General features: G+C 60.4%; 22 protein-coding genes, 1 tRNA gene and 1 pseudogene. 9 read left to right on the top strand and 15 right to left on the bottom strand.

Annotated features, from left to right (window positions below):
- Positions 1-135 precede the first annotated feature (135 nt).
- From hslV to H6935_08940, 8 genes are all read right to left on the bottom strand, one after another.
- Positions 136-669, bottom strand: coding sequence for an ATP-dependent protease subunit HslV (gene hslV, locus H6935_08975; protein ID MCP5278480.1), 534 nt, complete (start codon positions 667-669; stop codon positions 136-138).
- Between the two features lie 2 nt (positions 670-671).
- A complete protein-coding gene (locus H6935_08970) occupies positions 672-1,796 on the bottom strand; it encodes an STAS domain-containing protein (GenBank protein ID MCP5278479.1) in 1,125 nt (374 codons plus the stop codon).
- 91 nt (positions 1,797-1,887) lie between these two features.
- The gene (yidD, locus tag H6935_08965; GenBank protein ID MCP5278478.1) at positions 1,888-2,112 is read right to left on the bottom strand and encodes a membrane protein insertion efficiency factor YidD; all 225 of its coding nucleotides are present in this window, start codon (positions 2,110-2,112) and stop codon (positions 1,888-1,890) included.
- Complete coding sequence (mobA, locus tag H6935_08960; protein MCP5278477.1) at positions 2,109-2,723, bottom strand: molybdenum cofactor guanylyltransferase; 615 nt, start codon at positions 2,721-2,723, stop codon at positions 2,109-2,111. Before mobA ends, yidD begins: the two co-directional genes overlap by 4 nt.
- Positions 2,716-4,296, bottom strand: a complete 1,581-nt coding sequence (locus tag H6935_08955; GenBank protein MCP5278476.1) for a hypothetical protein — start codon at positions 4,294-4,296, stop codon at positions 2,716-2,718. The genes mobA and H6935_08955 overlap by 8 nt, the downstream gene beginning before the upstream one ends.
- A 72-nt stretch (positions 4,297-4,368) precedes the next feature.
- A complete protein-coding gene (gene rpmE, locus H6935_08950) occupies positions 4,369-4,575 on the bottom strand; it encodes a 50S ribosomal protein L31 (GenBank protein ID MCP5278475.1) in 207 nt (68 codons plus the stop codon).
- A gap of 81 nt (positions 4,576-4,656) precedes the next feature.
- On the bottom strand, positions 4,657-5,547 hold the full coding sequence (locus H6935_08945; protein ID MCP5278474.1) for a fructosamine kinase family protein: 891 nt from the start codon (positions 5,545-5,547) through the stop codon (positions 4,657-4,659).
- A gap of 2 nt (positions 5,548-5,549) precedes the next feature.
- Positions 5,550-5,939, bottom strand: coding sequence for a DUF971 domain-containing protein (locus H6935_08940; protein MCP5278473.1), 390 nt, complete (start codon positions 5,937-5,939; stop codon positions 5,550-5,552).
- 192 nt (positions 5,940-6,131) lie between these two features.
- Here H6935_08940 and H6935_08935 point away from each other — a divergent pair.
- Positions 6,132-6,207, top strand: a tRNA-Phe gene (locus H6935_08935).
- A 1,351-nt stretch (positions 6,208-7,558) separates the two neighbouring features.
- Entirely contained in the window at positions 7,559-8,356 is a 798-nt protein-coding gene (locus tag H6935_08930) for a hypothetical protein (GenBank protein MCP5278472.1), read from the top strand.
- Here the strand turns inward: H6935_08930 and H6935_08925 are convergent.
- A complete protein-coding gene (locus tag H6935_08925) occupies positions 8,326-8,796 on the bottom strand; it encodes a hypothetical protein (protein MCP5278471.1) in 471 nt (156 codons plus the stop codon). The genes H6935_08930 and H6935_08925 overlap by 31 nt on opposite strands.
- Positions 8,797-8,889: 93 nt before the next feature.
- Here H6935_08925 and H6935_08920 point away from each other — a divergent pair, with 93 nt between their 5' ends.
- Positions 8,890-9,168, top strand: a complete 279-nt coding sequence (locus H6935_08920) for a helix-turn-helix transcriptional regulator (protein MCP5278470.1) — start codon at positions 8,890-8,892, stop codon at positions 9,166-9,168.
- Between the two features lie 549 nt (positions 9,169-9,717).
- Here the strand turns inward: H6935_08920 and H6935_08915 are convergent.
- The 3 genes from H6935_08915 to H6935_08905 all read right to left on the bottom strand — a co-directional run bounded on the left by H6935_08915 (position 9,718) and on the right by H6935_08905 (position 16,397).
- Positions 9,718-11,385, bottom strand: coding sequence for a hypothetical protein (locus tag H6935_08915; protein ID MCP5278469.1), 1,668 nt, complete (start codon positions 11,383-11,385; stop codon positions 9,718-9,720).
- Positions 11,386-11,474: 89 nt separating this feature from the next.
- Positions 11,475-15,158: a protein kinase gene (locus tag H6935_08910; GenBank protein ID MCP5278468.1), complete on the bottom strand. Its 3,684-nt coding sequence runs from the start codon at positions 15,156-15,158 to the stop codon at positions 11,475-11,477.
- A 61-nt stretch (positions 15,159-15,219) separates the two neighbouring features.
- Positions 15,220-16,397 (bottom strand): IS3 family transposase gene (locus tag H6935_08905; GenBank protein ID MCP5278467.1). Its coding sequence is split into 2 segments (ribosomal slippage): positions 15,220-16,145 and positions 16,145-16,397, totalling 1,179 coding nucleotides; the frame shifts between segments, so codons are not numbered across the junction.
- Between the two features lie 70 nt (positions 16,398-16,467).
- On the opposite strand from H6935_08905, the gene H6935_08900 reads away from it, so the two are divergent.
- Positions 16,468-16,689 (top strand): hypothetical protein, encoded by a 222-nt coding sequence (locus H6935_08900; GenBank protein MCP5278466.1) that lies wholly within the window; start codon positions 16,468-16,470, stop codon positions 16,687-16,689.
- A gap of 175 nt (positions 16,690-16,864) precedes the next feature.
- On the opposite strand, the gene H6935_08895 is transcribed toward H6935_08900, so the two are convergent.
- Positions 16,865-18,562, bottom strand: a complete 1,698-nt coding sequence (locus H6935_08895) for a hypothetical protein (GenBank protein MCP5278465.1) — start codon at positions 18,560-18,562, stop codon at positions 16,865-16,867.
- A 249-nt stretch (positions 18,563-18,811) separates the two neighbouring features.
- On the opposite strand from H6935_08895, the gene H6935_08890 reads away from it, so the two are divergent.
- From H6935_08890 to H6935_08870, 5 genes are read left to right on the top strand one after another with little or no spacing between them, the layout of a single operon-like run.
- Positions 18,812-19,438 (top strand): hypothetical protein, encoded by a 627-nt coding sequence (locus H6935_08890; protein ID MCP5278464.1) that lies wholly within the window; start codon positions 18,812-18,814, stop codon positions 19,436-19,438.
- Between the two features lie 47 nt (positions 19,439-19,485).
- Complete coding sequence (locus H6935_08885) at positions 19,486-19,827, top strand: hypothetical protein (protein ID MCP5278463.1); 342 nt, start codon at positions 19,486-19,488, stop codon at positions 19,825-19,827.
- Positions 19,828-19,839: 12 nt separating this feature from the next.
- Positions 19,840-20,907, top strand: coding sequence for a hypothetical protein (locus H6935_08880; GenBank protein MCP5278462.1), 1,068 nt, complete (start codon positions 19,840-19,842; stop codon positions 20,905-20,907).
- Positions 20,904-21,791: a hypothetical protein gene (locus tag H6935_08875; protein ID MCP5278461.1), complete on the top strand. Its 888-nt coding sequence runs from the start codon at positions 20,904-20,906 to the stop codon at positions 21,789-21,791. Before H6935_08880 ends, H6935_08875 begins: the two co-directional genes overlap by 4 nt.
- A 3-nt stretch (positions 21,792-21,794) precedes the next feature.
- On the top strand, positions 21,795-22,586 hold the full coding sequence (locus tag H6935_08870) for a trypsin-like peptidase domain-containing protein (GenBank protein ID MCP5278460.1): 792 nt from the start codon (positions 21,795-21,797) through the stop codon (positions 22,584-22,586).
- 73 nt (positions 22,587-22,659) lie between these two features.
- Here H6935_08870 and H6935_08865 read toward each other — a convergent pair whose 3' ends face one another.
- Positions 22,660-23,394, bottom strand: a complete 735-nt coding sequence (locus tag H6935_08865; protein ID MCP5278459.1) for an ATP-binding protein — start codon at positions 23,392-23,394, stop codon at positions 22,660-22,662.
- Positions 23,388-24,962: pseudogene (locus H6935_08860) on the bottom strand (IS21 family transposase). Before H6935_08860 ends, H6935_08865 begins: the two are co-directional and overlap by 7 nt.
- Between the last annotated feature and the right edge of the window lie 27 nt (positions 24,963-24,989).

The following is a 24,989-nucleotide window of genomic DNA, read 5'->3' as shown; positions in this document are numbered from 1 at the left end:
GGCAAACAAACAGGTGTTGTGGGATTGGTTAGACTTTGCTTGCCCCTTGCCCCTTGCCCCTTGCCCCTTGCCCCTTGCCCCTTGCCCCTTGCCCCTTGCCCCTTGCCCCAGCTACAGCTACAGCTACAGCTACAGCTACAGCGTCTCCAGGGTGAGGCTGCGGTTGGTGTAGATGCACAGGTCGGCGGCGATGCCCAGGGATTCCCGCACGATGGCTTCCGCCGGCAGCTCCGTGTGGTCCAGCAGGGCCCGGGCGGCGGACTGGGCGTAGGCGCCGCCGCTGCCGATGGCGGCGATGCCGTATTCCGGCTCCAGCACGTCGCCGTTGCCGGTGATGATCAGGGTGCTCTCCTTGTCCGCCACGATGAGCATGGCCTCCAGGCGGCGCAGCATGCGGTCCGTGCGCCAGTCCTTGGCCAGTTCCACGGCGCTGCGCACCAGATGGCCCTGGTGTTTCTCCAACTTGGCCTCAAAGCGTTCAAAGAGTGTGAAGGCATCCGCCGTGCCGCCGGCGAAGCCCGCCAGGATGCGTTCCTGGTACAGGCGGCGCACCTTGCGGGCGCTGGCCTTGATGACGATGTTGCCCAGGGTGACCTGGCCGTCGCCCCCCAAGGCCACGGACACGCCCCGGCGCACGGACAGAATGGTGGTGCCGTGGTATTGCTCCACGCTCATGCCCTCTTGCGCGGCTTCAGGGTGGAAAACTGGCTGACGCCGACGATCTGAAGCAGTGTATTCACAAGTTCGTTTCCGTCCCGGAAGGTGACACGGCAGCCCTTCTGGTTCAATTCGATGACCAGTTCCAGCAGCATGCCCACCACGGCGAAGTCGATACGGCTCAGGTCCGACATGTCCACGTCCACTTCCTGCTTGCCCTCGGCGAAGCGCCGGAATTCACGGATCTGGGCATCGGTGCCGGGCGCGATGGCACCTGTCAGGCGGAAAGTGTTTTCCTGGGTGGCGTCCTGTTCGTTGACAAAAGCTTCAGCCCGGCCGGGCAGCGGCAGGGGAGGCCTGTAGGCGGGGGGTGATACCTCGAAGGCCACGGCGTAGTCCACGGCCACGTTGTCGAAGTCCTCCTCCTTGCCCATGAGACGCAGGATCTCCAGCAGGAACAGCCAGGCCTCCGCCTTGAGCTGGTCCGCCTGGCGCGCGGCATCGAGGCGCACCGCGAAACCGGGGCCGCCGATGAGTTCGATGGGTTTGCCCATGGCATGAAGCCGGGTGATTTCGCCCAGGATGGCGGTGGCGGTTTCCTCGTCGGGGGTCTGGAGCCGGGTGATGTCCAGGCGCACATAGGGGGCGTTGGCGGCATCCTGGAAGAACTTGGGCTGCTTCACCCGCTCCATGCTGCCGTACTTTTCGCTATAGGCCATGAGCGGCGCGGGGGAGGAGGCCGTGGGGCCCTGGCGGCGGGGGTGCCATGTGGGAGGCGAGCGTTCGAACTTCACCGCGAAGTCCACCGCCGCGTCCTCGAAAGGGGCACGCTGGTTGCTGGCCTCGTAGAGGTCGAACAGCATGTACCAGGGCAGGGGGTCGCGATTGTCCGGATGGTCCAGCAGGTAGCGGTTCAGCAGGGTGGCAGTGTCGCCGACCTTGCCGTTGGCGAACAGAACCGCAGCCTCCTCGAATTCCGGCGCGAGGCCTCCTACGGCCTCCATCACCTCGATGCCGGTCTCCGCGGCGGCCTTGGGCTTTACGGCGGTATAGGCCGGACCCTCATTGGCACTGGGCAGGCCTTCCTTGAGATAGGCCATGAGGTCTTCGGTCTTGTTCTTGCGAAAGAAGGAGAACACGTACTTGCTCAGTCCCTGAAATGTTTATGCCTACCAACAATATACATTGTGAAATAGTTCAGCATATTGCCAAGGGGGACTATGAACTTGATCACGGTGGAGGTACAGGATCATGCCCGCCAGGGTGGAAGGGATGGCAGCGGCTGACCCGTCTGATGGCCATCCAGCTGCCCCTGAGGGCGCCATGCCTTTCCACCGCCTCCCTAGCGTATTGGGAACAGGTGGGGGTGAACCTGCACTGGTTGCCGATGAAGGGTGACAAAGCCAACTGATAGAGGCGGATGAGGGCGATGAGGAGGCGTTGGGCGGGGTTCACGTGCTGCTCCTGCGGTAACGTTTGGCCACCCGCTCGGCGGTCTTCAGGTCTTCCAGGGTGTTGATGTTCAGGAAGGAGTAGGGGTCTTCGCCGAAATACAGGGTTTCAACCGGGTGGTGTGCCTGCCATGTCTGGACCTGTCGCCCACCTCCGGCGACGTAGTTGGTCAGGTCGGGCATCAGGTCGCGGTGGACCAGCATGATGGCGTAGTGGGTGCCGGTTTCGTCTGCCACCCGCACCAGGGGAACCTGGCTGGCCAGGGCCTGGTCGTGCAGGCGCATGACCAGATCCAGGGGCAGGAAGGGCACATCGCAGGGCACGCTCAACAGCCATTCCTGCCTGGCCGTGCGGGCAGCAGCCAGGAGCCCGGCCAGGGGGCCCGGCTGGCCGGGCAGGTGGTCCGGCACCACGGTATGACCCAGGGTTGCGTAGGCTGCCAGGTTGCGGTTGGCGTTCAACAGGATCTCGTGGGCGTGGCCTTCCAGGCGCCCGGCCACCCAGGCCACCAGGGGGCGGTCGTCGAGGCTTAGCAGGCCCTTGTCCTCGCCGTTGAAGCGCCGGGCCTTGCCTCCCGCCAGGATGACGGCGGAAACGGGGCGTACGTCATTCATCACGCAGCCGTTCCAGGCGGTAGACCTGGTTCTTGTAGCGGGGCCTGGCGCCCTCCCAAACCACCCGGAGCGCCGAGGTATCCGGGGGCACCTGAACGACATCGCCCTTCCTGCGGGGTTCCAGGCTAAGGCGCCAGGCGCAACCCGCCGTGGGGGGAGCCTGGAGGCGGTCGGCTAGGTGGTAGCGCACCATGGCGTCCATGGCGGGATCCACCCGCGTTTCCATGCAGTCCGCAGCGGGGACCCTCCGCGCAATTTCCTCCACCAGGGGGCGGTAGCCCCAGCCCGCCTCCGCCCAGGGACGGAACAGGGCGGCCAGTAGCACCCAGACCAGTAACATGCCGGTGCTCCAGACCAGCACGGGCCGGGTCTGGGCCCTGGGAAAGAGGGGGATGGCGACGAGCCAGACCAGGGTGGTGACGGCTGCCAGCCAGATGGCGCTGCTGTCGACGCTGCCCTGGGCGTACAAGGGGGTCAGTTTGGCCACGTGGGCCGCCAGTTTGGCGGGGATGCCCCACTCGATGGCCGCGAAATACACCCAGAAGGCCAGGGCGAAGAACAGGAAGCACAGCACGCCGAACCAGTAGAAGGCCTGAGCCGCGCCTCGCCGCAGATGGGCCAGGGCCTGGGCGGCCAGCAGGGCCAGGGGCAGCAGCAGGGGGAGCAGGCCGCCCAGGCGGGACCATGCGGGCATCAGTGCAGCCAAGGCAAGGACTGCCAGGACCACCAGGGGGAGGTGCAGTTCCCGGCTGCGGCCCAGGCGCCGATGGTCGTGCCAGACGGCGGCCAGGGCCAGGGGCCACAGGGGCCAGGCGAACCAGGCCAACTCGGAGAACAACCGCGTAACGGGGAGGTTCGGTGCGAAGCGTCCGATGCCATGCCACTCCAGCCAGGCCGCCCCCTGGCCCGAGGAAGTGATGAGGGCCAGGCCGGCCACGATCAGGCCTCCCCCCAGACCCAGGGCCAGCATCAGGGCCTGGCGATAGGGGCGTTCACGCCAGGGCCTGAAGGCCAGGGGCAGCAGCATCACGGCCAGGCCGGCCACCAGGTCCGGCATGCCCCGCAGGCCCAGGGTGAGGGCCGCCAGGCTGAGGCCCATGATGACGCCTCCTGCCTTGGGGCGGGCATGGGACCAGCCCAGGCCCCACAACATCATGGCCCAGGCGGCCAGTAGGGCGGTCTCGGGAATGAAGGCATGGGCCCGCAGCAACAGGCCGAAGCCGCCCATGAGGGCCAGGGTGGCGGCGGCGCCGTAGCCCCGTCCCAGGAGCCGTCGGGCCGCCAGGCCGATGGCGGTCAGGCCGATGAGGATGAAAACGCCGCTGGCCAGGCGTGCGCTGTCCTGGATGTCCAGGCCGAAGGGCGTCCAGCGGGCCAGCAGGCTTGCCACCAGGGTGTACAGGGGGGCCGGGGTGGCCCACAGGGAGCGCCCGGTCTGCAGCTGGTCCAGCACGTCGCCCAGGGCCAGGGCTTCCTCTGCCTGCCATGCGCCCCGGCCCGTGAGACCAAAGAACGCCCAGAAGGCGGCCAGGACCACCAGCCAGAAGACCTTGCCGGGTTGGGTGGGGTTCATGGACGCTGAATGAAAAAAGGCAGCGCCAGGCTGCCTTCTTGCACCGGAAAGGGTGCGGTCACCGTGGGTGGGTTACTTCTTGATGCCGTACTTCTGGCGGAATTTCTCGACGCGGCCGGCGGTGTCCACGATCTTCTGCTTGCCGGTATAGAAAGGATGGCAGGCGGAGCAGACTTCCACGTGCAGGGCCTTGTTCATGGTGGAACGGGTCGTGAAGGTGTTGCCGCAGCTGCAGGTCACCTGGATTTCGTTGTAGTCGGGATGAATGGCGGCTTTCATGATTTTTGTCTCGGGCTAAAGACGCGGGAAAGCGCAGGATTATCCACAAAAACCCCTTGCAAGGCAAACAGTTATGCGGCTTCAGCGTATTTCTGCCAACAATCGCGACGCCAGCTGCTCAGCCTGGCTGCCATAGCCGCCGCCGAACAGGTTGAAGTGATTGATGATGTGGTAAAGGTTGTAAAGGGTCTTGCGCACGCCATAGCCCGGGTCCAGGGGCCAGGCCTGCCGGTAGGCCGCATAAAAATCGGCCGGGAAGCCACCGAACAGTTCGGTCATGGCCAAGTCCGCCTCCCGGTCGCCGTAGTAAACCGCCGGGTCGAACAATACGGGCTCGCCATCGGCGTAGGCGTAGTTCCCGCCCCAAAGGTCGCCGTGGAGCAGGCTGGGTGCCGGCGTGTAACCCGGAAAGAAGGCGTTCAGGTCCGCCATCAGCCGCTCGCCGCTTTCCAGCAGGCGTTTACCAGCGCCGTTGCTGCGAGCCAACTCCAATTGGTGTTCAAGCCGCCGCCCCCGGTAGAACGCGATCCAGTCGGAATTCGGGTCATTGGGCTGACGGGTGGCGCCGATGGTGTTGTCCCGGTGCCAGCCGTGGGTCTTGCCGGTCACGCGGTGCAGGGCCGCCAGCCTTTGCCCCAGGTCCGCGCCGCTGCCACGCCCCCCTAGATCCAGATATTCAAGCACCAGCCAGGCCTCGGCTTCGGCAATGCCGTGGGCAATGGCCCGGGGCACGCGGATGGCGCCGCTGCGTTCCAGTTCAGCCAGGCCCTCGGCCTCGGCGGCGAACATGTCCGCCTTGTCGGCGCTGTTCAGCTTGAGGAAGAAACTGCGTCCGTCCCGGCCCAGCAGTGCATGGGCGCGGTTGATGCACCCGCCACCTGCCGTTTCCTGCCGGGCCGGTACGAAGGTTTGGCCTGTGGCGGAGCCGATGGCATCGGCGATGTCCGCAATCAGCCGCCCCTGCAATGGCATGGCTATTTGATCAGGGTCTTGGGTTCCCGGGACTCGCCCGCCTCTTCCATGCGGCGCAGGTAGTTTTTCCAATAGAAATCCTGTTCCATGCCCAGGTCGTACAGATAATCCCAGGAGTAGATGCCGGAGTCGTGGCCGTCGGAGAAGACCAGCACCACGGCATATTGGCCCACGGGCTCGATGGCGGTGATTTCCACGTCCTTCTTGCCCACCTGCAGGGTTTCCTGCCCGGGGCCATGGCCTCGCACTTCGGCGGAAGGGGAGTAGACGCGCAGGTACTCGCAGGGCAGTTCGAATCGCTTGCCGTCGTCAAAAGCCACTTCCAGGATGCGGGACTGCTTGTGGAGCTTGATCTCGATGGGAATCGGGGTGGATTTGGTCAGGCCGCCCATGGCATTTCCTCTATTAGGATTTGATGATGCAAGCGAGTTTGCCAGTCCGGCACGAATCAAACAAGCCCGAGTTATTTGGTCGGGTATTCCGGTTCGCCGGGCAAAGGCCAACCGTGCTTTTCCTTGACGGGGTCTCGGTTTTTGGGCTTAAATGCGCCCCTCTTTGCGCCGGGCTTCCCCGGTCGCAAGTAAGGCCAGGTAGCTCAGTTGGTAGAGCAGCGGATTGAAAATCCGCGTGTCGACGGTTCGATTCCGCCCCTGGCCACCATTTAAAATCAATAGGTTATGTTAATTCCTGTTGGTTATGAAGCCAAATCCGTGTGCAATGCATTGCACACGAGTCCGTACGAAAAGTACCTTCCGCCAGCAAAATCCTCCAGCCGAAGGCGTGCATTAGGCGCCCCGTTTAAGGTCGGGGCCACACCTGAAATGGGCGTATCGCAGCTACGCCAAAAGCTGTTGCGGACCAAGCCGCAGTCAATGTCCTCCTCTCAAGTTTGGTGCGTTCCACCCCGCCAAGGGCAAAACAGCCTGGAACCACCCACCGCCAAGCGGGCGGGCCCCGTTACAAGCATTCGCGCCGCCAGGCGCATCAAGTCTCGTTTACTCCTGCCGTCTTTCAGCCGCTGACCGAAGTCAGCCGTCACCCCCATGCTTCGACCACATCGCATGAAGGTTTCCGACGCCTACTCAACAACGCTCCCAGTCTTCCAAACCGCTTTTATCGGCGGTTCCGCTCTCTGGTCCGGTGCCACCCGGACCGCGTGAAGACCTTCCCACGTTAGCGTGTCGCTACTGCGTACATGAACGCCATTGCCTCACAATTGCACCTAGCCATTCCGGCTTTCCGTAGATTTCCCCCGCTCGATGTTCCATAGCGGCTGGGGTACTCGGTGCAATGCTTCCAGCTGTGATCTCCGGGAACTGAAGTCCCGAATATGGCTTCCATGTACTCCCAAACGCACCCCCAGATGGGTGCGATTAGACGCTTGAGCTATCCAGCGATCTCGGCGGCTTGCGCCCCCGAGTACCACCTGGTCCACCTTTCGGCTCCCAGGCTCGATCCCCTCGCGGGGAACGCGTGCAGCCCACGTCTTGGGCACAGGTAATACCGTTTCCGGCACCCCCTGGGCGGGTCTGTCCCGCTTTCGCTTCACGCAGGGATTTTGGCCATGTCACCATGGCTCCCGTTTCCGTGTCGCCCAACATTCAAGTCAAGGATTGGGTCGAAGGAGGTTGGCACCTCCAGCGCCCGTTGCCACGCAGCGAGCCTGATTAGAGGCACTGCGCGACGGGAGTAATGCTGCCAACCATGGCGGGTCGGCAGAAAGACACTTGCAGGGGGACGTTGGCGTCGTCCCCCCGCAGCTTGGCGGCGAAGACGTTGGCGCGTCCCGGTGCATTCCTGTGTGGCTGATGGCCTTATTGAGTATATGCACCCTTCGGCAGGTCGTCGGTGGGGCAACCCCATCCGGGTTTCCCCACACCCCTTCCCCTTCTGGAACATCTAGTAGTGTGCTTCGAAGGCTTTCGAAGCACATCATGCAATCAATGGCTTGGGACATCCGTCCCGCTAACTATACCCAGTGCCGGCATGTGCCGGCTCACTGGAGAAAGCCATGCTGTTTCCCAAACTGGTCCCGGCCGGGAGCTCGTACGTCAAAATCCCTATCAGCAAGCGCGCAGCTATGCGCATCCTGCTGGAGACCGTGCAACGCGGCAGCCGGTACTGGATTGCCGGCAGCGTATCCCCGGACAAGGCCCTGGGCTTTGCGGCCAAGATGGCAAAGCGGTATCACGCCGATGCCACCCAGGCACAGCGGGCTTATGCCAAGTCCCAGGACAAGGCCAACACCACGCTTCTGATGTATCCCGAACACGCGGGAAGCATCCTGTGGTGGTTGCTGGCGACCCCCGGGAAAGGGGACGTACATGAGCAGGAGCAACTCCTGGATGCGCACCACAAGCGCACACCGCTGACCTGGGAGACGCAGTACGAACTCGTGCACGCACAACGCCCACGACCCCAGGGCGGCGGGCGTCACTGGACGTGGCGACTGGCTGATCAGCGCTACGCCGAGTTGGACGCCGCAATGCGTGAGCTGGCGGCCTCACCTGGCCATGCCCGGGCCCGGCATGACGACCTGGATGGCCTGGTGCAAGCCCTGATGCGCATGCCGGGCTTCCATGGAATGCGTATGCAGGTGTTGGAACTGTTGAGGGTCGGCAAGGAGGCCTGGTCTCGTACCCATGCTAAGGGGCACGTCTACCCTTGGCCGGAGAATGTGTCGTATCTCGACAAAGGGTTTGTCTGTTACCACGCACCAAACCCCCTGCGTCTGGATGTGCTGGCGCAGAGTCTGGCAGAGCAACCCGGGCGGCATAGTCAGCCGATGAAGGTTGGACTCCGTTTCTGAGCCTTGCCGGGGCGACGAAAGTGCAACTGACGGTTCAGCATTTGCCGTTCGTGCACCAGATTGCTGGCACTGCTGTAACGCCGCCCGGAGGTGCTGACGTACACCGTCTGGAATGTACCGTTCGGGGCAGTGCCTGACCAGACGGCATGCAATGGGGCAGTGAACCAACCCGGCTTTCTAGTCATGTATGGGGGAAGCAGCACGTCGAGCGTCACGAGTCGACCGCCGGCTATCTTGGCAAGCTGTGCTAGCTCCGTCACATCGGTGAGCTCATGTACGCGTGTCACGGATAGGTCGCCATCCTCATCGACCTGTGCGATGCCGACTAGGAATACGGGGACTATCAGCTGCAGTTCCACATGTTGCCATAGACGACTGCCGTCATCGCTGAATAAGTCATGGAAATCGGGGAACTCGAACTCAGGGTGGGTAATGAACATGCCCAACTCTCCGCAACAAAAAGAACACTATAGGACGTAGTGCGATAGTGTTCAATGCTGTGTATTGGAGGACCTGATTCCATGGGGTCCGCCATGAACATTCGACAAGCCTTTGCCCACAGCTTGCGTCGCTTCAGACAGCTGAAGCATGTGTCCCAGGAGGATTTCTCGGAGGTTTCGAGCCGGACCTACATCAGCCAGCTTGAACGGGGACTAAAGAGTCCGACGCTGGATAAGCTGAACGAACTGGCTGGCCCCTTGGGGGTACACCCCCTAAGCCCTATTCTCCTGGCGTATCTGAAAGCAGAGGAGGGGGCTGACCTAGATAAGTTATTGGCCCGGGTACGTGCGGAGGTGGCTGAATGCCTATGACTGGCACAAAATGTGCCTGACGTCGGTATTCGGCAAAGAGCTAGGCGTGGCTGGATATCGGCCAATGCAGCCGATAGGGCCACGCGCGTTGAATGACGGCTTTCGCCTCAGAGCCGCCGCACAGTTTTCCGGGGCTCCAGCGGCAAGTTCCTGAGTACAGCGTTCACTCGGGAAGCCTGATGACTGAGTACTCGTCGGCCGGAGCCGCCGCCTGGGCATCACGACCAATCTGGCTGCGATCGCATAAATACCTGCCTCCCCAGGCTAGACGATCAGCGATCGGCAGCTTTCGGTGTGGCTAACGCGAACTCCCGACCCAATCCCGCCGGTGGGCGCGTCGGCAACTCAATGGCAGGTTACGGAGGACAGCTGACGTCTCAAGTAAAGTGCTGGTAACAACTGCCATCCAAAGCTGCCTTCGCTGAAACGCGACATCCGGACCGTTTCAGCATTGGCTGATCGGCTAACGGCGCACAACTCGTCTAAACCGCCCAACTGTCGTGGTCGAATAGGTTGAGTTGCATACAAAGTTGAGAGGTAGAAGGCTGTCTAGCCATCACCCGAATTCCCCCGGGGCGCTCCGAACGCTTCCCAGAGTTTGTCTGCTGCCATTTGACTTTGCAACATTACGCCTAATTGGCGTTTGTCTTGTGTCGTCGAAAGAAAGTTGTAGCTCGATATAACGGCCATGTCGTCATACACGAAAACGCGGGCATGAGTGCCTTTGCCAAGGCTAATAGAGCCGCCAACGCCGTCGCTCAATTCTTCAAGCCTTTTTTGATCTGCCACAGTCCAGCTATCGGCTTTGGGTGACCGGCCTGAGACGAGGGAAAACTGAAGTCCATCCTTTCTATCTCTGAGGGCCAACCACTCCAGTTTTCCTCCACCGTGAATTGGATCTCCCGTGGCGCTACGGTTGAGCTTGTGACTCGTTACTAGCAGTCGTTGACCAGCATTCATTAGCCCCTCGCGGAGCATTTGGGCATGCTCCTCATCAAAAATTACGCGCGCCCTACTCACCTTTTCGTTATGCTCAACGACGGATGCTTCCAGTTGGGCCAGATGCAAACCAATCTGGCGCCAGCGGAGTGGGATACCGCTTGATTGCTGACCGCTGGCATCAAGCCACCCCGCCAGTGTGGAGCAAATGCTGCCCACCAGTCGCGGGTCGTTGATGCGGACGCTGGCCTCCGAGCCACGCTCTTGGGCAACAGACCCGTCCAGCCCGTAGAGCCAGTTGTAGCTGCCAACGATGGCTTGGAAAGATCCATCCTGCATATCCCAAACCAAAACCTTGGCATCCGAATTGAGCGGTTCCGCATTGACGGCCAAGTAGTCGCCCCAACTGCCGGAAGATTTGCGCATCGCCTGAGACCAACTCCTGGTTGTTTTTCCATGAGGCTCGCCGCCTTCGTCAAGGGAAGGCAAGCCCCATAACACATCCACGCGCACGCCGCGCTGCATCGCCGCTGTGATGGGGGCTTGGAGCGTATTCAGCATTTTTTCCGAAACATGGGATGAGACGATGAGGAGATGGTTTTGGGCTTGATTGATGGCATCAAGCAGTGTGGATTCATGGATTGATGCCGTAAGCAGCAGGTCGCTTTCGCCTAGACTGGTTTCGCACCACGCCACATCCTCAATCGGTTCATGGCGCTGCGACACGCCCACATAGCTGACACCCCGTTTTTGAGCCTCCGCCACGAGCAGCGGCTGAAGATGACACCACTGGCTCGGCAGCCCGGAAATGCTGCCTTTGTCCACAGTTACCTTGAAACTGATGCCATCACGCACGGGAACGATGGAATCCACCGAGTGCAGATGCCTACCCTGATAGTCTTTGTTTGCCTTGAACTCCTGGAGAAGAAGCCGCTCCATCTCTCCGAACGAGATATTCCCCTGCACCGTTCCCGGCGGCATGTCACCTTTTTCACGCGCATACCAAACAATGCGTCTCGGGCCGATGCGGCCTGTCAAATCCTCGCGCAGGAAAATCAACTCGTCTGCGTCGTCCAGTTGTTCGCCGAAGGTTGTCAGGTGTAGCTCCAGGCTCCGTTTTCCAAATTCTGTCAGGCGAAATCCGTCGCCGTGAACGTCCAAAGCAAGCAAGGCCATGTCCATCAAATCAATCAAACACTCGACCAACAATCGTTCGGGAAGTTGGAATATCGGTGTGAGACTATTGACCGATTTTGCACCGGCGGCGATTGCCTGCATGACCAGACGATCCAGTTCCGTTATGGGGCGACGGCTGCCTGCGCGGAACTTGACCCTAATCTCGGTAAGAGGTATGCGTAATTCTGTGCTCATTGCAGTACCTTTTGCGCGGAGATCTGCAAAGCTCGGCCATCCTTGAACATGGCACTGAGTTCCTCAAGTGTTCTCTTGAAAGGCCCGTAATCGGGATCGTAGTAGTTCCCGCTAGCATCCGTGGCGGACGAAACACCAACCACACAGGCTGAAAGGAAATCCCAGCAGCCAACGATGATCAATAGGCGTTTGGGTCTGGACAGCATTACATTCAGCCGGTCAGGTTGGGCAATAAATTCAATGTTGCTCGCCGACAGTGTTTCTTGCGCCCGCGTCGGTTTGTTGCGCACAAGGCTCACGATGATGACATCCGCCTCGTCGCCTTGGAAGGAGTCCACCGAATAGGCTTTGGCTATGTTTTCATCGACATCACGGTTCTGCGCGCTGCCGAATTGGCAGCCCGACGGGGGCGTAATCTCTGAATTGCGATTGATGGCGATCTTCTGCATGTTGTAAGGGGTAAGAATGGCGACGGTGTATGGTTGCCCAGTTGTCTGAAAATCTTCAATCTCCATCTTCCCCAAAAGATGCTGGATGACCAGCTGTTCACTCTTGTTGGCATAGCCGGTCTTTTTGTCCTCCTTGTGTTCCTGATCCCAAGGAATGTTCACCCAGACCAAAGATTTTCCAGCAAGCCAGTCCGGTGCAACAAAGGGATTACGATGGTCTTCGTTAGGGCCACCTTGGGCGTCAGCGGTTGCATTGCTCACCGCGCCCTTGTAAAAAACCGCTGAATTGAGGTCACCAACCACGGGCGGCATCCGGTACTGTTTTGTCAGCAAGCCTGCGGAAGCGCCGATGGTCTGATTTTCAGTAATACCCCTGAGCTTCCTGCGACCCTCAAAGATGCTTTCAAAGCTGGCGAGCCATCGTTGTGCGTAAACTGGGAAGGACTTGGCCCAGTTCCTATCGGTATCAAGTTTTTCCTTGAGCCACTCGATGTCAATGAGCCGAGCATTGCCCGGCTTGCGACCGAGTTCTTCAAGGATGCCGATGACGCCACCCGTTCCATCCTCTCCTCTGAGTTGATTGAAACAAGCCGCGAACTCGTCATAGAGAAAGGGACGCAACTGCTTGTGGTCGCCAAGCAGCAGCCAGCGGTGACCGGCCTGAAGCGGCAGCGCCAAGTCAAACCCGTGGGTTTTGCCTGCCTCCTCGACGATAGACCAGTCGAACGAGTGCGCCCCTTTGGCCAATTCTTCAAGGTCGCCGGAACTGGTGGTGCAGTAAGTAATGCTTGCGCCGCGCCGTACCAAATCAACGAGCGCATTTGACAGCACTTGGGCAGATTCACTCTGGCAATCACTGCTCCATGCCTGGAGAAGGGCGCGCCAATCGCGCTGTATATTCGCGCAAGCAGCCATGTCATGTAGGGCATTCTTGCTGATTGCGTCAAGCGCAGTCTGCATCAATCCCTGGGCTTGCTCCTTTGCATGGTCATTCCCGTCACGGCGATTCAGCCGAACGGCCAGCGGGAGTTGCTCCTTTGAGGAGCCTCTGTATGCTTGCCGCATTACTTTGTCGAGCAGCACATCCACGGCGGCATGATCCTTGGCTGTGACCAGAATTTGCGCCATTGGATCGTCTTCCAATATTTGCCGCAAAAGATGGGCGACCAGTGTGCTCTTGCCTGTTCCGGGCGGGCCTTGCAGCGCATATTTCGGGCGCATCCTGAGGATGTCCTTGATGGACGCGAGCTTATTTTCATCAACGTCTCCACCTTCCTCGATCTGCGGCCAAGGAAATTCACTTTCACCGGCATCAATGCTGGTAAACCCCGGCGTAGCGAGCGTTCGCAACAAAAAAGCGTGAGAAGACAAACGGTCAATGGATTGTTTGCGCCGCTCAATCAGCCGAATCTGACCGTAATGGCCGAGTGTGCGCAAATACCCCGCCTGTGGCGGCGGGGCAACACCCTGCGCGTTTTGCCGAAACAGCGTGAGGGTTTCGTTCTCTTGGTCAATGCCTTTGACCGTCCACTGCTCCCTGCCCACATCAGATGGCGCACTGGTTGCACTCGCGCCAGCCCGCCTGAGAAACAAGGAATCAGCATCGGTCAGCAAAACCTTGTCGCAGTCCCGCTGTCCAGATTCCATTACCTGCTGAATGAAATCAGGCATCCTCTTATCGGCCTTGAAAAATTTCCGCGAGGGGCGGCTCTCATCAGCAGAAGCAATGATGATTTCCGTGCTACCCGTATCCTCTTTCAAATGGACGATCTTGTATTTGAAAAGCTCGGCATCGCGGAGTAAGACCTCAAACTGGTTGGATACATTGAGAAACTGCCGCAGGTTCTCTGAATCCGGCCCCAACCCTTGGGCATCTTCTTGTTTGGGAGCAAAGTTGTCCCATGAAATGAATCCCGTTCCAGGGCCAATTCTTTTGTTGACTTCATGAGGCATGAACTCAACCTCGATGCGAACATCGTCAAAGCCATTGGCCGGCACTGGCTCCGGCAAACGCGATATGTTGCTGAGATTAGCCTTCGCTGCTTTCCAGGATTGTTCCTTGCTGCTCCCGTAGTCCATCCACTTATTGCCTCGAATGAAAAGGCTGCCGCCCCTCACTTCAAACCAGGCACCACCACGGCTCCAACTCAATGTTGCGTTACGCAGTTGGCCGACGATAAAGTCCTTCAGGCGGACACTATGCGCGGGCGAATCAGGATCAAACCCTTCCAAAGGGTCGTCCGGGTTGACCACAAACCCCACCCTTCTTGCCGAATCAGTGGTATCTGGATTCCTGTGATCCAAATGAAGCAACACTCGGCGGTCATCCCTTTTCCCTTGCTGGCCGAAATAGAGCGATTCGATGATTTTCTCGATGCGCTCCAGGATGTCCGTGGCGCGTTGCAGGCGATCCAGGCGCTTCGGGGCGGTGACGGCCTTGATGAAATCTTTCTCCAGAGGCTCAAGGTTGCAAGGGTTTTCTCTGGAAATGGTCGAGGCCAAGTCTTCTGCAAGGTCAGCGTTTTGATTGTTGAGATGTTCCACCTTATGGAAACACCGGGCGACTGTAGTACCGAAGCCATACCAGTCGGAAGCAAATGAATAGCCCACCTGTTGAAGTTCTGGGGGCGTGGCCCACGAACTACGCTCGGAGATATTGGCTACATGCCCGATGCGAGCACTCCAATCAAAACCGCTCAAGCGCAGTGATTCAGCCCCTCCACCTTGGCGGCCCCAGATTGCCTCTGGGGTGACATTGCGATGTATAAGATTCTGATCGTGGAGCGATTTCAGGCCATAGGCCACGCGAAGAAGGGAACCCCACAACTCCCGCCTCACATGACGTTCTTTCAGCTTATTGAGTGAAAGCCAGTCTTTCTGCTCCCGTTCGCGCGCTCGAAGCATCTGAGCAAAAGTAACATGTTGACAGCCCTCATAGATGAGGATCATCACGCGCTTATCGGCATCAATGCCGGCGTCTTTCATGACCACGAGCCGCCTGTCTGCTCCTGCACTGCTGCTGATGCGATACATCACCCGCAGATCGTTGTCCCACAAGCGGAGAATTTCGGGCGGGGGCCTTGCGCCAGAGTAGGGGGTGATTTTAAGGGTGTAGGTATTGCCTTCGCTGTCCATTGCTTCCCAAAGCTCGACTGACTGCATGCCGGGCTTGGCGAGGACGCGCTCAGTCAGCGTGTATCGATCATTAAGCACGGTGTCGTGTGCGTTCATTTTCAACTCCTCACGCGAGGGGTGAGCTTCCCCTGGTTTTTCGTCTTCCAACGGGTGGGCTTCATGCTACCTGCTGCACTCGTTTCTGAGTGTCGATCCAATCCTTCATGAACCGCGCTGGCGACTTGTATCCGAGGGTCGAGTGCAGGCGTTTCCGGTTGTAGAACACCTCGATGTACTCGAAGGCCATCGCCTTCACCTCCTCGCGCGTCTCGAATGCTTGGCCATGCACCCGCTCGTTCTTGAAGCTGTTGAACCAGCTCTCGGCGGGTGCGTTGTCCCAGCAGTTGCCACGGCGCGACATCGAGCAGGTCATCCCATACCCGCCCAGCTTGGCCTGGAAGGCATGACTGGCGTACTGGCTGCCCCGGTCGGAGTGATGCAGCAGCCCCGGCGCCGGCCGCCTGCGGAACCAGGCCATCGTCAGCGCATCCGTCACGATATCCGCCGTCATCCGGGGTTTCAGCGACCAACCCACGACTTCGCGGTTGAACAGGTCCAAGACGATGGCCAGGTACAGCCAGCCTTCGTTCGTCCACAGGTAGGTGATGTCCGAGGCCCAGACTTGGTTGGGCGCCTCTGGGGTGAAGTTCCGATCCAGCAGATTCTGCGCCACCGGCAGGCTGTGCTTCGAGTCCGTCGTGGCCTTGTAACGCCGCTTGTGACGAGCCCGGATGCCGTTCTCCCGCATCAACCGCTCGACCCGTTCCTTGCCCGCCGAGAAACCACGATCCCGCAACTCCAGAACCATCCGCGGGCTACCATAGCTGCCCTTGAGTTCGGCGTCGATGGCGCGGATCAGCACCAGCATCTGGGCGTCCGTCAGGCGCTTGCGGTTGGGCGTGCCGCCACGCTTCCAGGCCCGGTAGCCGCTGACGCTGACGTTCAGCACGGCGCACATCTCGGCCAATTCGTAGGTTTGCCGCTGCGCGTCGACCCAGGCGTACTTCACAGCGCATCCCTCGCGAAGTACGCCGTCGCTTTTTTTAGGATTTCGTTCTCCCGCTTGAGCCGGATGTTCTCAGCACGCAGCCGCGAAAGTTCCATTTCCTCCGGGGTCACCACCTTGGCGCCAGCGCCATTGAGCTTGCCAGCCGCTGCCGATTTGACCCAGTTACGCAGCGTCTGCTCGACCAGCCCCAACTCCCTGGCCACTGCGCCGATCGACTGCCCTTCCTTGACTCGCTTGACCGCCAGCTCCTTGAACTCGGCGGTGTACTCCTGCTTCGGGATCTTCATCGTCTTCCTTTCCTTCGTGACGTCCATCTTATGTCACCCTTGGAAGACGAAATTCCGGGGGAACCTCAGGGTGCTCGGCAAATACTGTGCTTGCCGGAGCAACTCCATTCCTCAATTCCTGTTCTTCGAAATCACGATGTTCGGCATTGCAGCGGTAAACATCAGGGATAACATTGCACCCCTCTCAGCCGAACAGGCTGCGCACAAGCGCAATGCCTCCGGCCAGTACTGCTACCGGCACAACTATTGGGACTTCTATCGTAGCTACCGTCGTGAGACCAACGGCCTCTAACCAATGACAGCGCCAGTGATGGCGCGGGAGAGCTTTTCGCCAGCCAAGCCGGCGGGAAGGGCTTTGTCGATCATGGTCGATCCTTTCTTCGTTCTTTCCCATGCGGGAGTGCGTTCGGTGAATCGAACTGAAGGTGTCCATGCATCGTTGTTAGCGGAGAACTACCGGAGCACCGTCACACCAGCGATGTGTCGGAGAGCCTTTTGAGCCCCTCGACCAAGCTCGTGACGTTACCTTTGGTGCTCCACAGTCTGCGCAGCCCAACACCCCTTACCCCACCCCCAAGCTGTTCACGCAGAGATCTTTCCCAATCACCGTCAGGTTCATCACCTTTTTCGAGAGCCCGCAGCGCGGCCACGGTGTTCCCATTGATGTTTCGCTCGTAGACATTATTTCCCAGCCTTCCCCAAGGCGTTACAAGTTCAAGGCGTTCAAACCAGAACACTCCGCCCGTGCTGTTGCTGCCCTGTATCTGGTAACGGAACAGGTCAGCAGGGAAAAGCAGGGCGTCAGGCGCAATACTCATGGACACAAAGCGGTTTTCCCTAATCTCCAACAAACCGGGCAATACGGGCTGGATTTTTTCGTGCAGGCTGCGAGCGAGTGACACAAGGCCCCGTGCCTCAATCCAGCCATTGCCCAGTAAGCGAACCCCGGCGTCGGCGTTCATCCGCATATGGAAGTCCCGGGCATGCCATCCCAGGAGTATGAGCAGTTGCCATTCAGCTTTCCCCAACGCTTCAATTGGGCGTACGGGTTTCTCCTTGCCCGGCTTGCCAAGTTGAAACGACGCGTCGGGGGTGCCTGGCAAGTCCAGCATCATGGACTCTCCCGTGAATACTGGCTGGCTAACCCTTGAGTCGGGGGCCGTGGCTAGGTTCTTCCCTAAGTTTTTACCCCACGCTTGATGCAATGCATCCACATATGCGGCAGCGCCGTCCGCACGCTGTGGCGCAGCGATTTCGGCGGCGGAAAACCATGTCAGCCGTTCATCCCCTGCAACCTTGGCGAGCAAATGCGTCTCACCCATTGGAGTGAGTTTGACTTGAAAAAGATGGAATCTGTAGGCGCTGTAAGCATGCCGGTTGCCCGCGCCGTTGACTTCCTTGTAGGTCGGCAGTGGTTTCCCAAAATCCTCGAAGGAGTAGTGCTTGGCCATGAGCATTCCTGTTTCTTCCTCCAACTCCCGCTTCAAGGTGGTGGCGATATGTTGAGCGACGACTGTGGAGTCAAGCTGAAAAGTTTCTTGAAGAATGTCCGCTTGTGTTTGGATGGGGGACGGCAGATCGCTCAGATTGAAGCGACCGCCAACCATGCCGTAGCCTTTTTCACCCGGTCTGCTTTTGTCCTCCCGCCTGAACAGCAGGAACTTTTCACCCCAGCGAATGATCGCCCATGCGACGTGGACAACGCGGATTGGCTGGGCCTCAGGGTTAAGTTGGGTGCGTTCTGTTTCAATTCTGTGCAGTAGCGCGCGCTGCTCTTCCTTGATTTCATCAGGGCGATGATCGCCTTGCTCCCAATAGTCCTGCGGTAGCAAAGATTGGCCGGGCGTTGCCAAGGTAGTGAGCCACGAGCGCCCCAGCAAAGAAGCCGGAAACGAAACAAACGCCCACTTGCCATGCTGAAGCTCGCGTGGATCAAGCAGCGACAACGCTTCAAATTGGCGTCGTAGCGTGTAAACCAGGGACAGTGCGGTTTCCTCTGTAGTTGCGCCTTGAGCAATAAGAGCTGCAACGAGTGCAGCTTCAGGAAGGCTATCGCGATGAGGCCCCTCTTCAGCATGTAGCGGAAGCATCGCAAGCGCGATTTTGAGCTGCATCAAAGGAAATGCCCCGATTTCGCAGACGTCCTTCGCATCGTAGTTGCTCACCGTCTGCCGATTTCCACCGCTCATCTCCGCTAAGTCTCCGCTAACGATTCGATTTCCCCGCCCATAGTGGCTTCCAGCAAGCAGCACATGTCGTGCGCTAACCCAGAAAGGATCGTCATGGCGAAAGACTACTACGACGGCAGCGTTTGGACCATAGGAATGCCGGCCACGAGCCCACCCCCCAGCAACGCACGCGGTACGTACGGAGAGACGCGCACGAGTTTTGATCAATCCCACAAGGAGCACGAAATGAACCGGAAGACCCTTATTTCCCAGACCCAGTTTGTAGCCGCCGCGCTCGCCTTGAGCGTAGGCCTGATGCTGCTGCCGACCGCTCCTGCATCTGCCGCGGGCGTCGCTAACTTGACTCGACTCGCACCGTATGTCGTGACTGCCTTGCGCGTGGTCGCCCCTGCAATGGGTCTTATCAATAGCGGTGACTCTTCCGCTGCGAGCACCGATTCGAAGATCGCAGTACTGCTTTCCCAGCAGCGCATTGACATCGTGGGCGGAACGATCACGGACGCCACCATCGCAGCGAATGCAGCACTGTTGGGCGGTAGTACGGTCCTGCTGCTCGATTCGGACCAGACCTTCACGCTTCAGAACTCAAACCTCGTCAACCAGAGCACGGTGGGCGCCAACCTGATCGTCATCGACGCGGCGATGGTTGGCGTCGCGTCGATCTCGCAGATCGCCGAAGCCATCGGTGCGTCAATCGACAACACCGACATCCAAGTGAACGTGGTGCAAATCAACTCTGCGGCGGTAGGGGCGGCGAAGATCGATCAGACCTTCCAGATCCGCGGCGGAACTCACCTCTCCACCTCGCTGGTCCGCGGCAACGTGGTCCATCTCGGAGGTAAGCCGAAATGAGCCCCGCGCGCGCACTTCCCCCAATCCTGAACTGGGTTCGGAACTGCGTGCTGGTGCTCCTGCTACTGGCGGGGGCATATCCCGCCAGCGCAGATACCGTCATCGACGCGCGTCGCAACCCTGAGGCCGCCGCCGACGACTACCGCAAGGTCATTGCCCACGGCATTCGTCATGGCCGTCTTCAGGAGAGGATCACGCTGCTCGTCGATGGGCGCCGTGGGTTCGATGGTGGCCTGCTGCGTTTGCCGAACGAGTTGCGAACCCTGGATGTGCGGATCCGGATCGTTGTCTTCGGCTCAACCGTGCGGCGCGAGATCGTTGTTGGCGAATTCGAGCTGCGCGATCCCCGCCGTCTCCATTTCATCACTCAGCAGCTAACCGTTTATTAGGAAACCGTCGCTATGAAGACCAAACTCGCATCCGGACTGCTGGCCTGCATCCTCGCCGGCTCGGTTCAAGCAGGCCTGGATGGTATCCAGCCTGGCAATGAGCTTAGGGATCGGGGGCACGTCGTGCCGCTGCCCGTCGATGAGGAAGCGCTTTATGACGTCATCGCCCGCTTCAACCAGATGGCGAGGGACCGCAGCAAGACCGAAGCTCTTTTGATGGTTCCGCCGGCGAAGAACGAATACGCAGGCGTCTACGCCGCGGCCCCGCCTGCCGGCCTGACGAGTCGCATGCCGTTCAATGCGGCCTTGGCACTTTTTCGCGGGTCCGGCGTGCGCGTGCGCCCGGGAAATTGCGCCAACGCGACCAACCCGAACTTGCAGCATATCCCAGCCTACGAGCTGAATTTCTCGATCAGTGGGTATCAACCCCAGTGGCAGATGCGGCGCGATGGAATCGAACTGTCGGTAGATAAAGGGTCTGGTTATGGAAACACCGATACCAGCGACTCATTCACCCGGGACATCCTGCAGGTGGCATGGACCTTAACGGCCTGTGACCCGGCCTCCGACTTCGAACCGGCCGCCGGCATCCATGGCGTCGTCGGAACGTCGGTTACTGACGCCGCGACCATCGCGGTTCTCGCCAAGGTCCTGGGCTTCTACTACGTCGACAGTACGACGATCGCAGCCAATATCGTCGAGGCGAGGGAATCGCTGATGCAGTACGGCGTCGTCGAGGCAGCCACCCACCTCCTCGGCATCTCCAGAACCGAGGCCGATCTCATGACGTTTGGATGCACCGCGGCTCTCCAGTCTGAACGCGGGGCTGTCCGGGTGATGCCGCGCTGTGACATCGCCCGGTTTGATCCCAGCAAGGCCCGGCTTCTCCTCAGGGTCGAGCATCACAGCGATCGGCCGCCCGAGGAGCACTTCCTGGACGGCTGGTATGACCTGAGAATTGATCGGCTTGGCAGCGATGTTCGGAGAGCCTATCTCACGATTCTCTATCACGACAGGGCCATCTATGTCACCCGCATCGATGACACCAACAATCACCACTTCCAAGGACACACGAGATGAAAACGCCCGCCCCTCAAACCAGCATGGTGTGCCGTCGCAAGTTTCTGGTCCAGGCGACTGCAACGCTTGCGGCCGGCATCCTCACCGGCTGTGGCACGACCTATTCACGCTTCGGCGCCAGCGCGATCGGAGACGCCACGCGCCACAATGGATCTTTCACTACGCGGGATCTGACGGTGCGAGTGCTCGACAACGCGGCTACCGACACGGTCGCGTGGATGAACCGCGTCGCAAGTGCCTACACGGCACAGGATTTTCAGGGCTTCGGGCTCGCACGCGAAGGGCAACTGGCTCGGGTCGGCAACGATGTGCCCATCAAGTTTGCCAAGACGCTGGTCGCCGACCGTCTCGAACTGGGAAAGACCACTGGAGTCTCCATCGAGGTCCAGGAAGCCCCGGAAATCTACTACCCCGCTGGGTCCTTCATTTTGCACAAAAAGGACTCACGCGGTCAGCGGCTGATCGACCCGACGACGCGTCTGATGGTTGAAGGGATCATCGCAATCGTCACCAAGACGCGGGAGACCATGTCCCGCGATGGCCTCTCGAATAAGCTTGAGCTGGAGGCTACCTATCGCGGTGGCGCCGATGCGGCTCCTATCCGGGGCGCCGGCATCCGGTACGCCATCGGCGCGGGCGACTTCGCCGGCACCTTCCCCGTGAATGGCCTGCCCCGCCACATTCAGCTCGATGAGGGCGGCATGTTGGTTTCCAACGAGCAACTGGCACTCGCGCGCGCCTGGGTCCTTTCGCAGGAGATCGACCGTCGCCTTGCCGAACGGCCCGGGCAACCGCCATTAAAGGCCAAGTTCGAGCTCGAGATCGGCTCACAGGGTGCCCAGTATCGTTTTGTGAAGGTGACCTTCCAAGTTGCGGAGGCTTAGAAGATGCGCGCACTCATTGTTACAAAAGCCGTCGCGGCCGCTCTCGTTAGCGGCTGCGCGGTGCCCTCGTCCCACGCACCCCTTCAGGCTTTTGAAGAACTGAGCCTCGACCTCGGGCCGGTGGGGCTCTCGGTCGTTACCATCGAAGTAGTCGAGACGGAGGGGAGCAAGAAATTCAGCTCCGTCGCAACGGGTGTGGTTTATGCCCGCGATGAAACCCGCTGCATCGTGATCACGGCAGCGCATGCGCTCGCAGACAAGGTTGAAGAAATTCGGGTCACTCCGTGGGGGACTAACCTCCCCGCCAGACTGGCCACGAGACTTCATCCGAAGACCTATGTACCGATCGCGGACGTCGCCGCGATCGCCTATCCGGCTGACCCATACGGCTGCCCGATCCTGCGTTCACCGAAGGCGACGGGCCCCGTTACGCTGGGCCAGCCGGTGCTCGCCTATGGATCATTACGCGTCATCTACCCCGGACGCCCGCAGGCAATCGAGACCACAGTGTCTGCGGGCGTGATCACCGGTCTGGTTCCTCCCGATGGACGGGACGGACCAAGCCTGATCTCAAGTGCGGCCACGCCTCCGGGGTTCTCTGGCGGACCGGTCCTGTTCTCCGACGGTTCGGGACGTTCATCTACACTGGTCGGAATCACGAGCGCCATGCTTGGCGACGCAAACAATCCAAAGGCACCGGTCTCTGGCTTCGGCAATCGTTCAGTCATCACACCTGTTTTGGAGATCGAACGGTATTTGGCCGCGCTGCTGGGGAAGACGGTTGCCGTCAATTGAAGTGGTAGGACTGCCTCGGGTGTCAATCAGCGCGCAATATTGACCACCTGTCAGCGTTGAATTTTGACCAGGGTCAGCGTGGCTGATTGCGGTGCTTGAAACGGAAGGAATCGTTACCGGTTTCGAGGATGTCGCAGTGGTGGGTGAGCCTGTCCAGGAGCGCGGTGGTCATCTTCGCGTCCCCGAAGACCTGGACCCATTCCGCGAAGGCCAGGTTGGTGGTGACGATCAGGCTGGTGCGTTCATAGAGCTGGCTGATGAGGTGGAACAGCAAAGCCCCACCCGCTGCCGGGAACGGCAGATATCCCAGTTCATCCAGAATCACGGCATCCATCTGGGCAAGATGCCGGGCCAGGGCGCCCGCCCGGCCCTGGGCCTTCTCCCGCTCCAACTGGTTCACCAGGTCCACCGCATTGAAGAAGCGCACCCGCTTGCCGGCATGGATGGCCGCCACCCCCAGGGCGATGGCCACATGGGTCTTGCCGGTGCCGGTCCCGCCCACCAGGATCAGGTTATGGGCCGCTGCCATGAACGCCCCGGTGGCCAGTTGCTGAACCTGGGCCTGGTCGAGGCTGGACTCCTGCCAATTGAAGGTAGCGAAGTCCCGGTGCATGGGGAACTTGGCCACCCGCAACTGATAACGCAGGGAACGGGTCTGGCGATCCACCTGCTCGGCCTCGATCAGGCGTTTGAGCCAGACCTCCGGACTGGGGGGGATGCGGGACCGCTCGGCCTCCAGTTCCGCCAGTGCGGTGGCCATGCCATAGAGGTGCATGGCCTTCAGGGACTGGATGGACTCGGTCAGCATGGAGACCTCCCGCGCAGGGCATCGTAGCGGGCACAGTTGGCTGCGGGGGCTTCCTTGAGCATCAGGGCGGTCACCACAGTGGAGAGGGGCGGCGGCGGCGCCACCAGGCGGGCCACGTGGTTGAGAATGACCGGCGCCGTGACGGTACGGTGTTCCAGGGCCAGATCACAGGCCACGGTCAGGATCTCGGAGCCGTGTTCCCGCAGGGCCAAGAGCACCTCCACGAAGGCCCGGTCGCCCTGGGGCTGTTTCAGCAGGCGTTCCTTCACCGCGAAGATGGGCGCGGGCAGCTTCCAACCCTGGAAGGGGGCGCCATGGCGCAGGGCCCCAGGTTTGCGTTCCAGCACCGGCAGGTAATGCCAGGGGTCGAGGATCAACCGTTCCCGCCCGAAGTTGCGGACATGCTCGGCGATGAGACGGCCTTCGGCCACCACCCCGATTCGATCCGCCCAGGCGCGCAGGGACACCCGTTGGCCGGCAAACTCCGCCGGGACGCTGTAGCGGTTGCGGTCGTAGCTCACCAGGCAGGTGCTGGACACCCGGCAGGGTTGCTCGAAGTAGCCGTCGAAGGGGGCGGCGATGGGGCGCAGCCGGGCCTGTTCCTCGGTGAACACCTCGGCGATGGGGCGGTCCTTCTGCTCGGGGTGGGGACGCTTGGCCAATTCCCGGCAGCGGACTTCCAGCCAGGCGTTGAGTGCGCTGAAGTCAGCAAAGGATGGTCGGGGGGTGAACAGCCATTCCCGGACGTTGCCCACCTGGTTCTCCACTTGCCCCTCGCTCCGCGCCCCACGGCCCGGTCTGCATACCGGGCCGGCTGCGGCAGCGCAAAGCATGCTTTGCGAAACCCTGCCTCGCCCCAACCTGAAGCCGGAGTACAGGCCACGGGCTCAAACAGGTAGTGGCTGGCCAGGGCCAGGAAGCGGCGGTTGAACTGGCGTTCCTTGCCCGCGTAGATGGCCTGGACGATGGTCTTGGGGTTGTCGTAGACCATCCGCTCGGGTACGCCTCCGAAGAAGGCGAAGGCCCGGTTGTGGGCGTCAAAGACCATCTCCTGGGTTTCCCGGGGGTAGGCCGCCAGGAACGTCTGGCGGCTGTGGGCCAGGCGGAAGTGGGCGAGCTTGACGGTCTGCACCACGCCGCCCAGTTCCACCTGCTCATGACTCCAGTCGAACTGGCAGGTCTCGCCCGGGGGGGAAGCTCAGGGGCACATAGGCGTCGCAGGCGGGGGTGGGGGCTTTGCCCTTCCAGTGCTTCACGAAGCGCTGCACGCTGTCGTAGGCGCCGGCATAGCCCTCCCGCTGAAGATCTTCGTACAGCCGCCGGGCAGTGCGCCGTTGCCCCTTGGGGCGTTGGCCGTCCTGTTCCAGCCAGGTCTCCAGTTGCTGACGGTACTTGCCCAGCTTGGGGCAGGGTTGGTGACTTCTCTGGTAGACCGGCTCCATCTCGGCCTTGAGGTACTTCTTGACGGTATTGCGCGACAGGTTCAGGTCGCGGGCGATGCGGCTGATCGGTTCCCCCTTGACCAGGGCTTTTCGCCGCAGCTTCAACAAACTCTCCATGCTGATCACTCCAGGTTGCTCCGCCAAAAGGGCGGC

This window comes from Thiobacillus sp., from assembly GCA_024235835.1.
GTDB lineage: Bacteria > Pseudomonadota > Gammaproteobacteria > Burkholderiales > Thiobacillaceae > PFJX01.
This window is presented reverse-complemented; position numbering and strand designations above follow the sequence as displayed.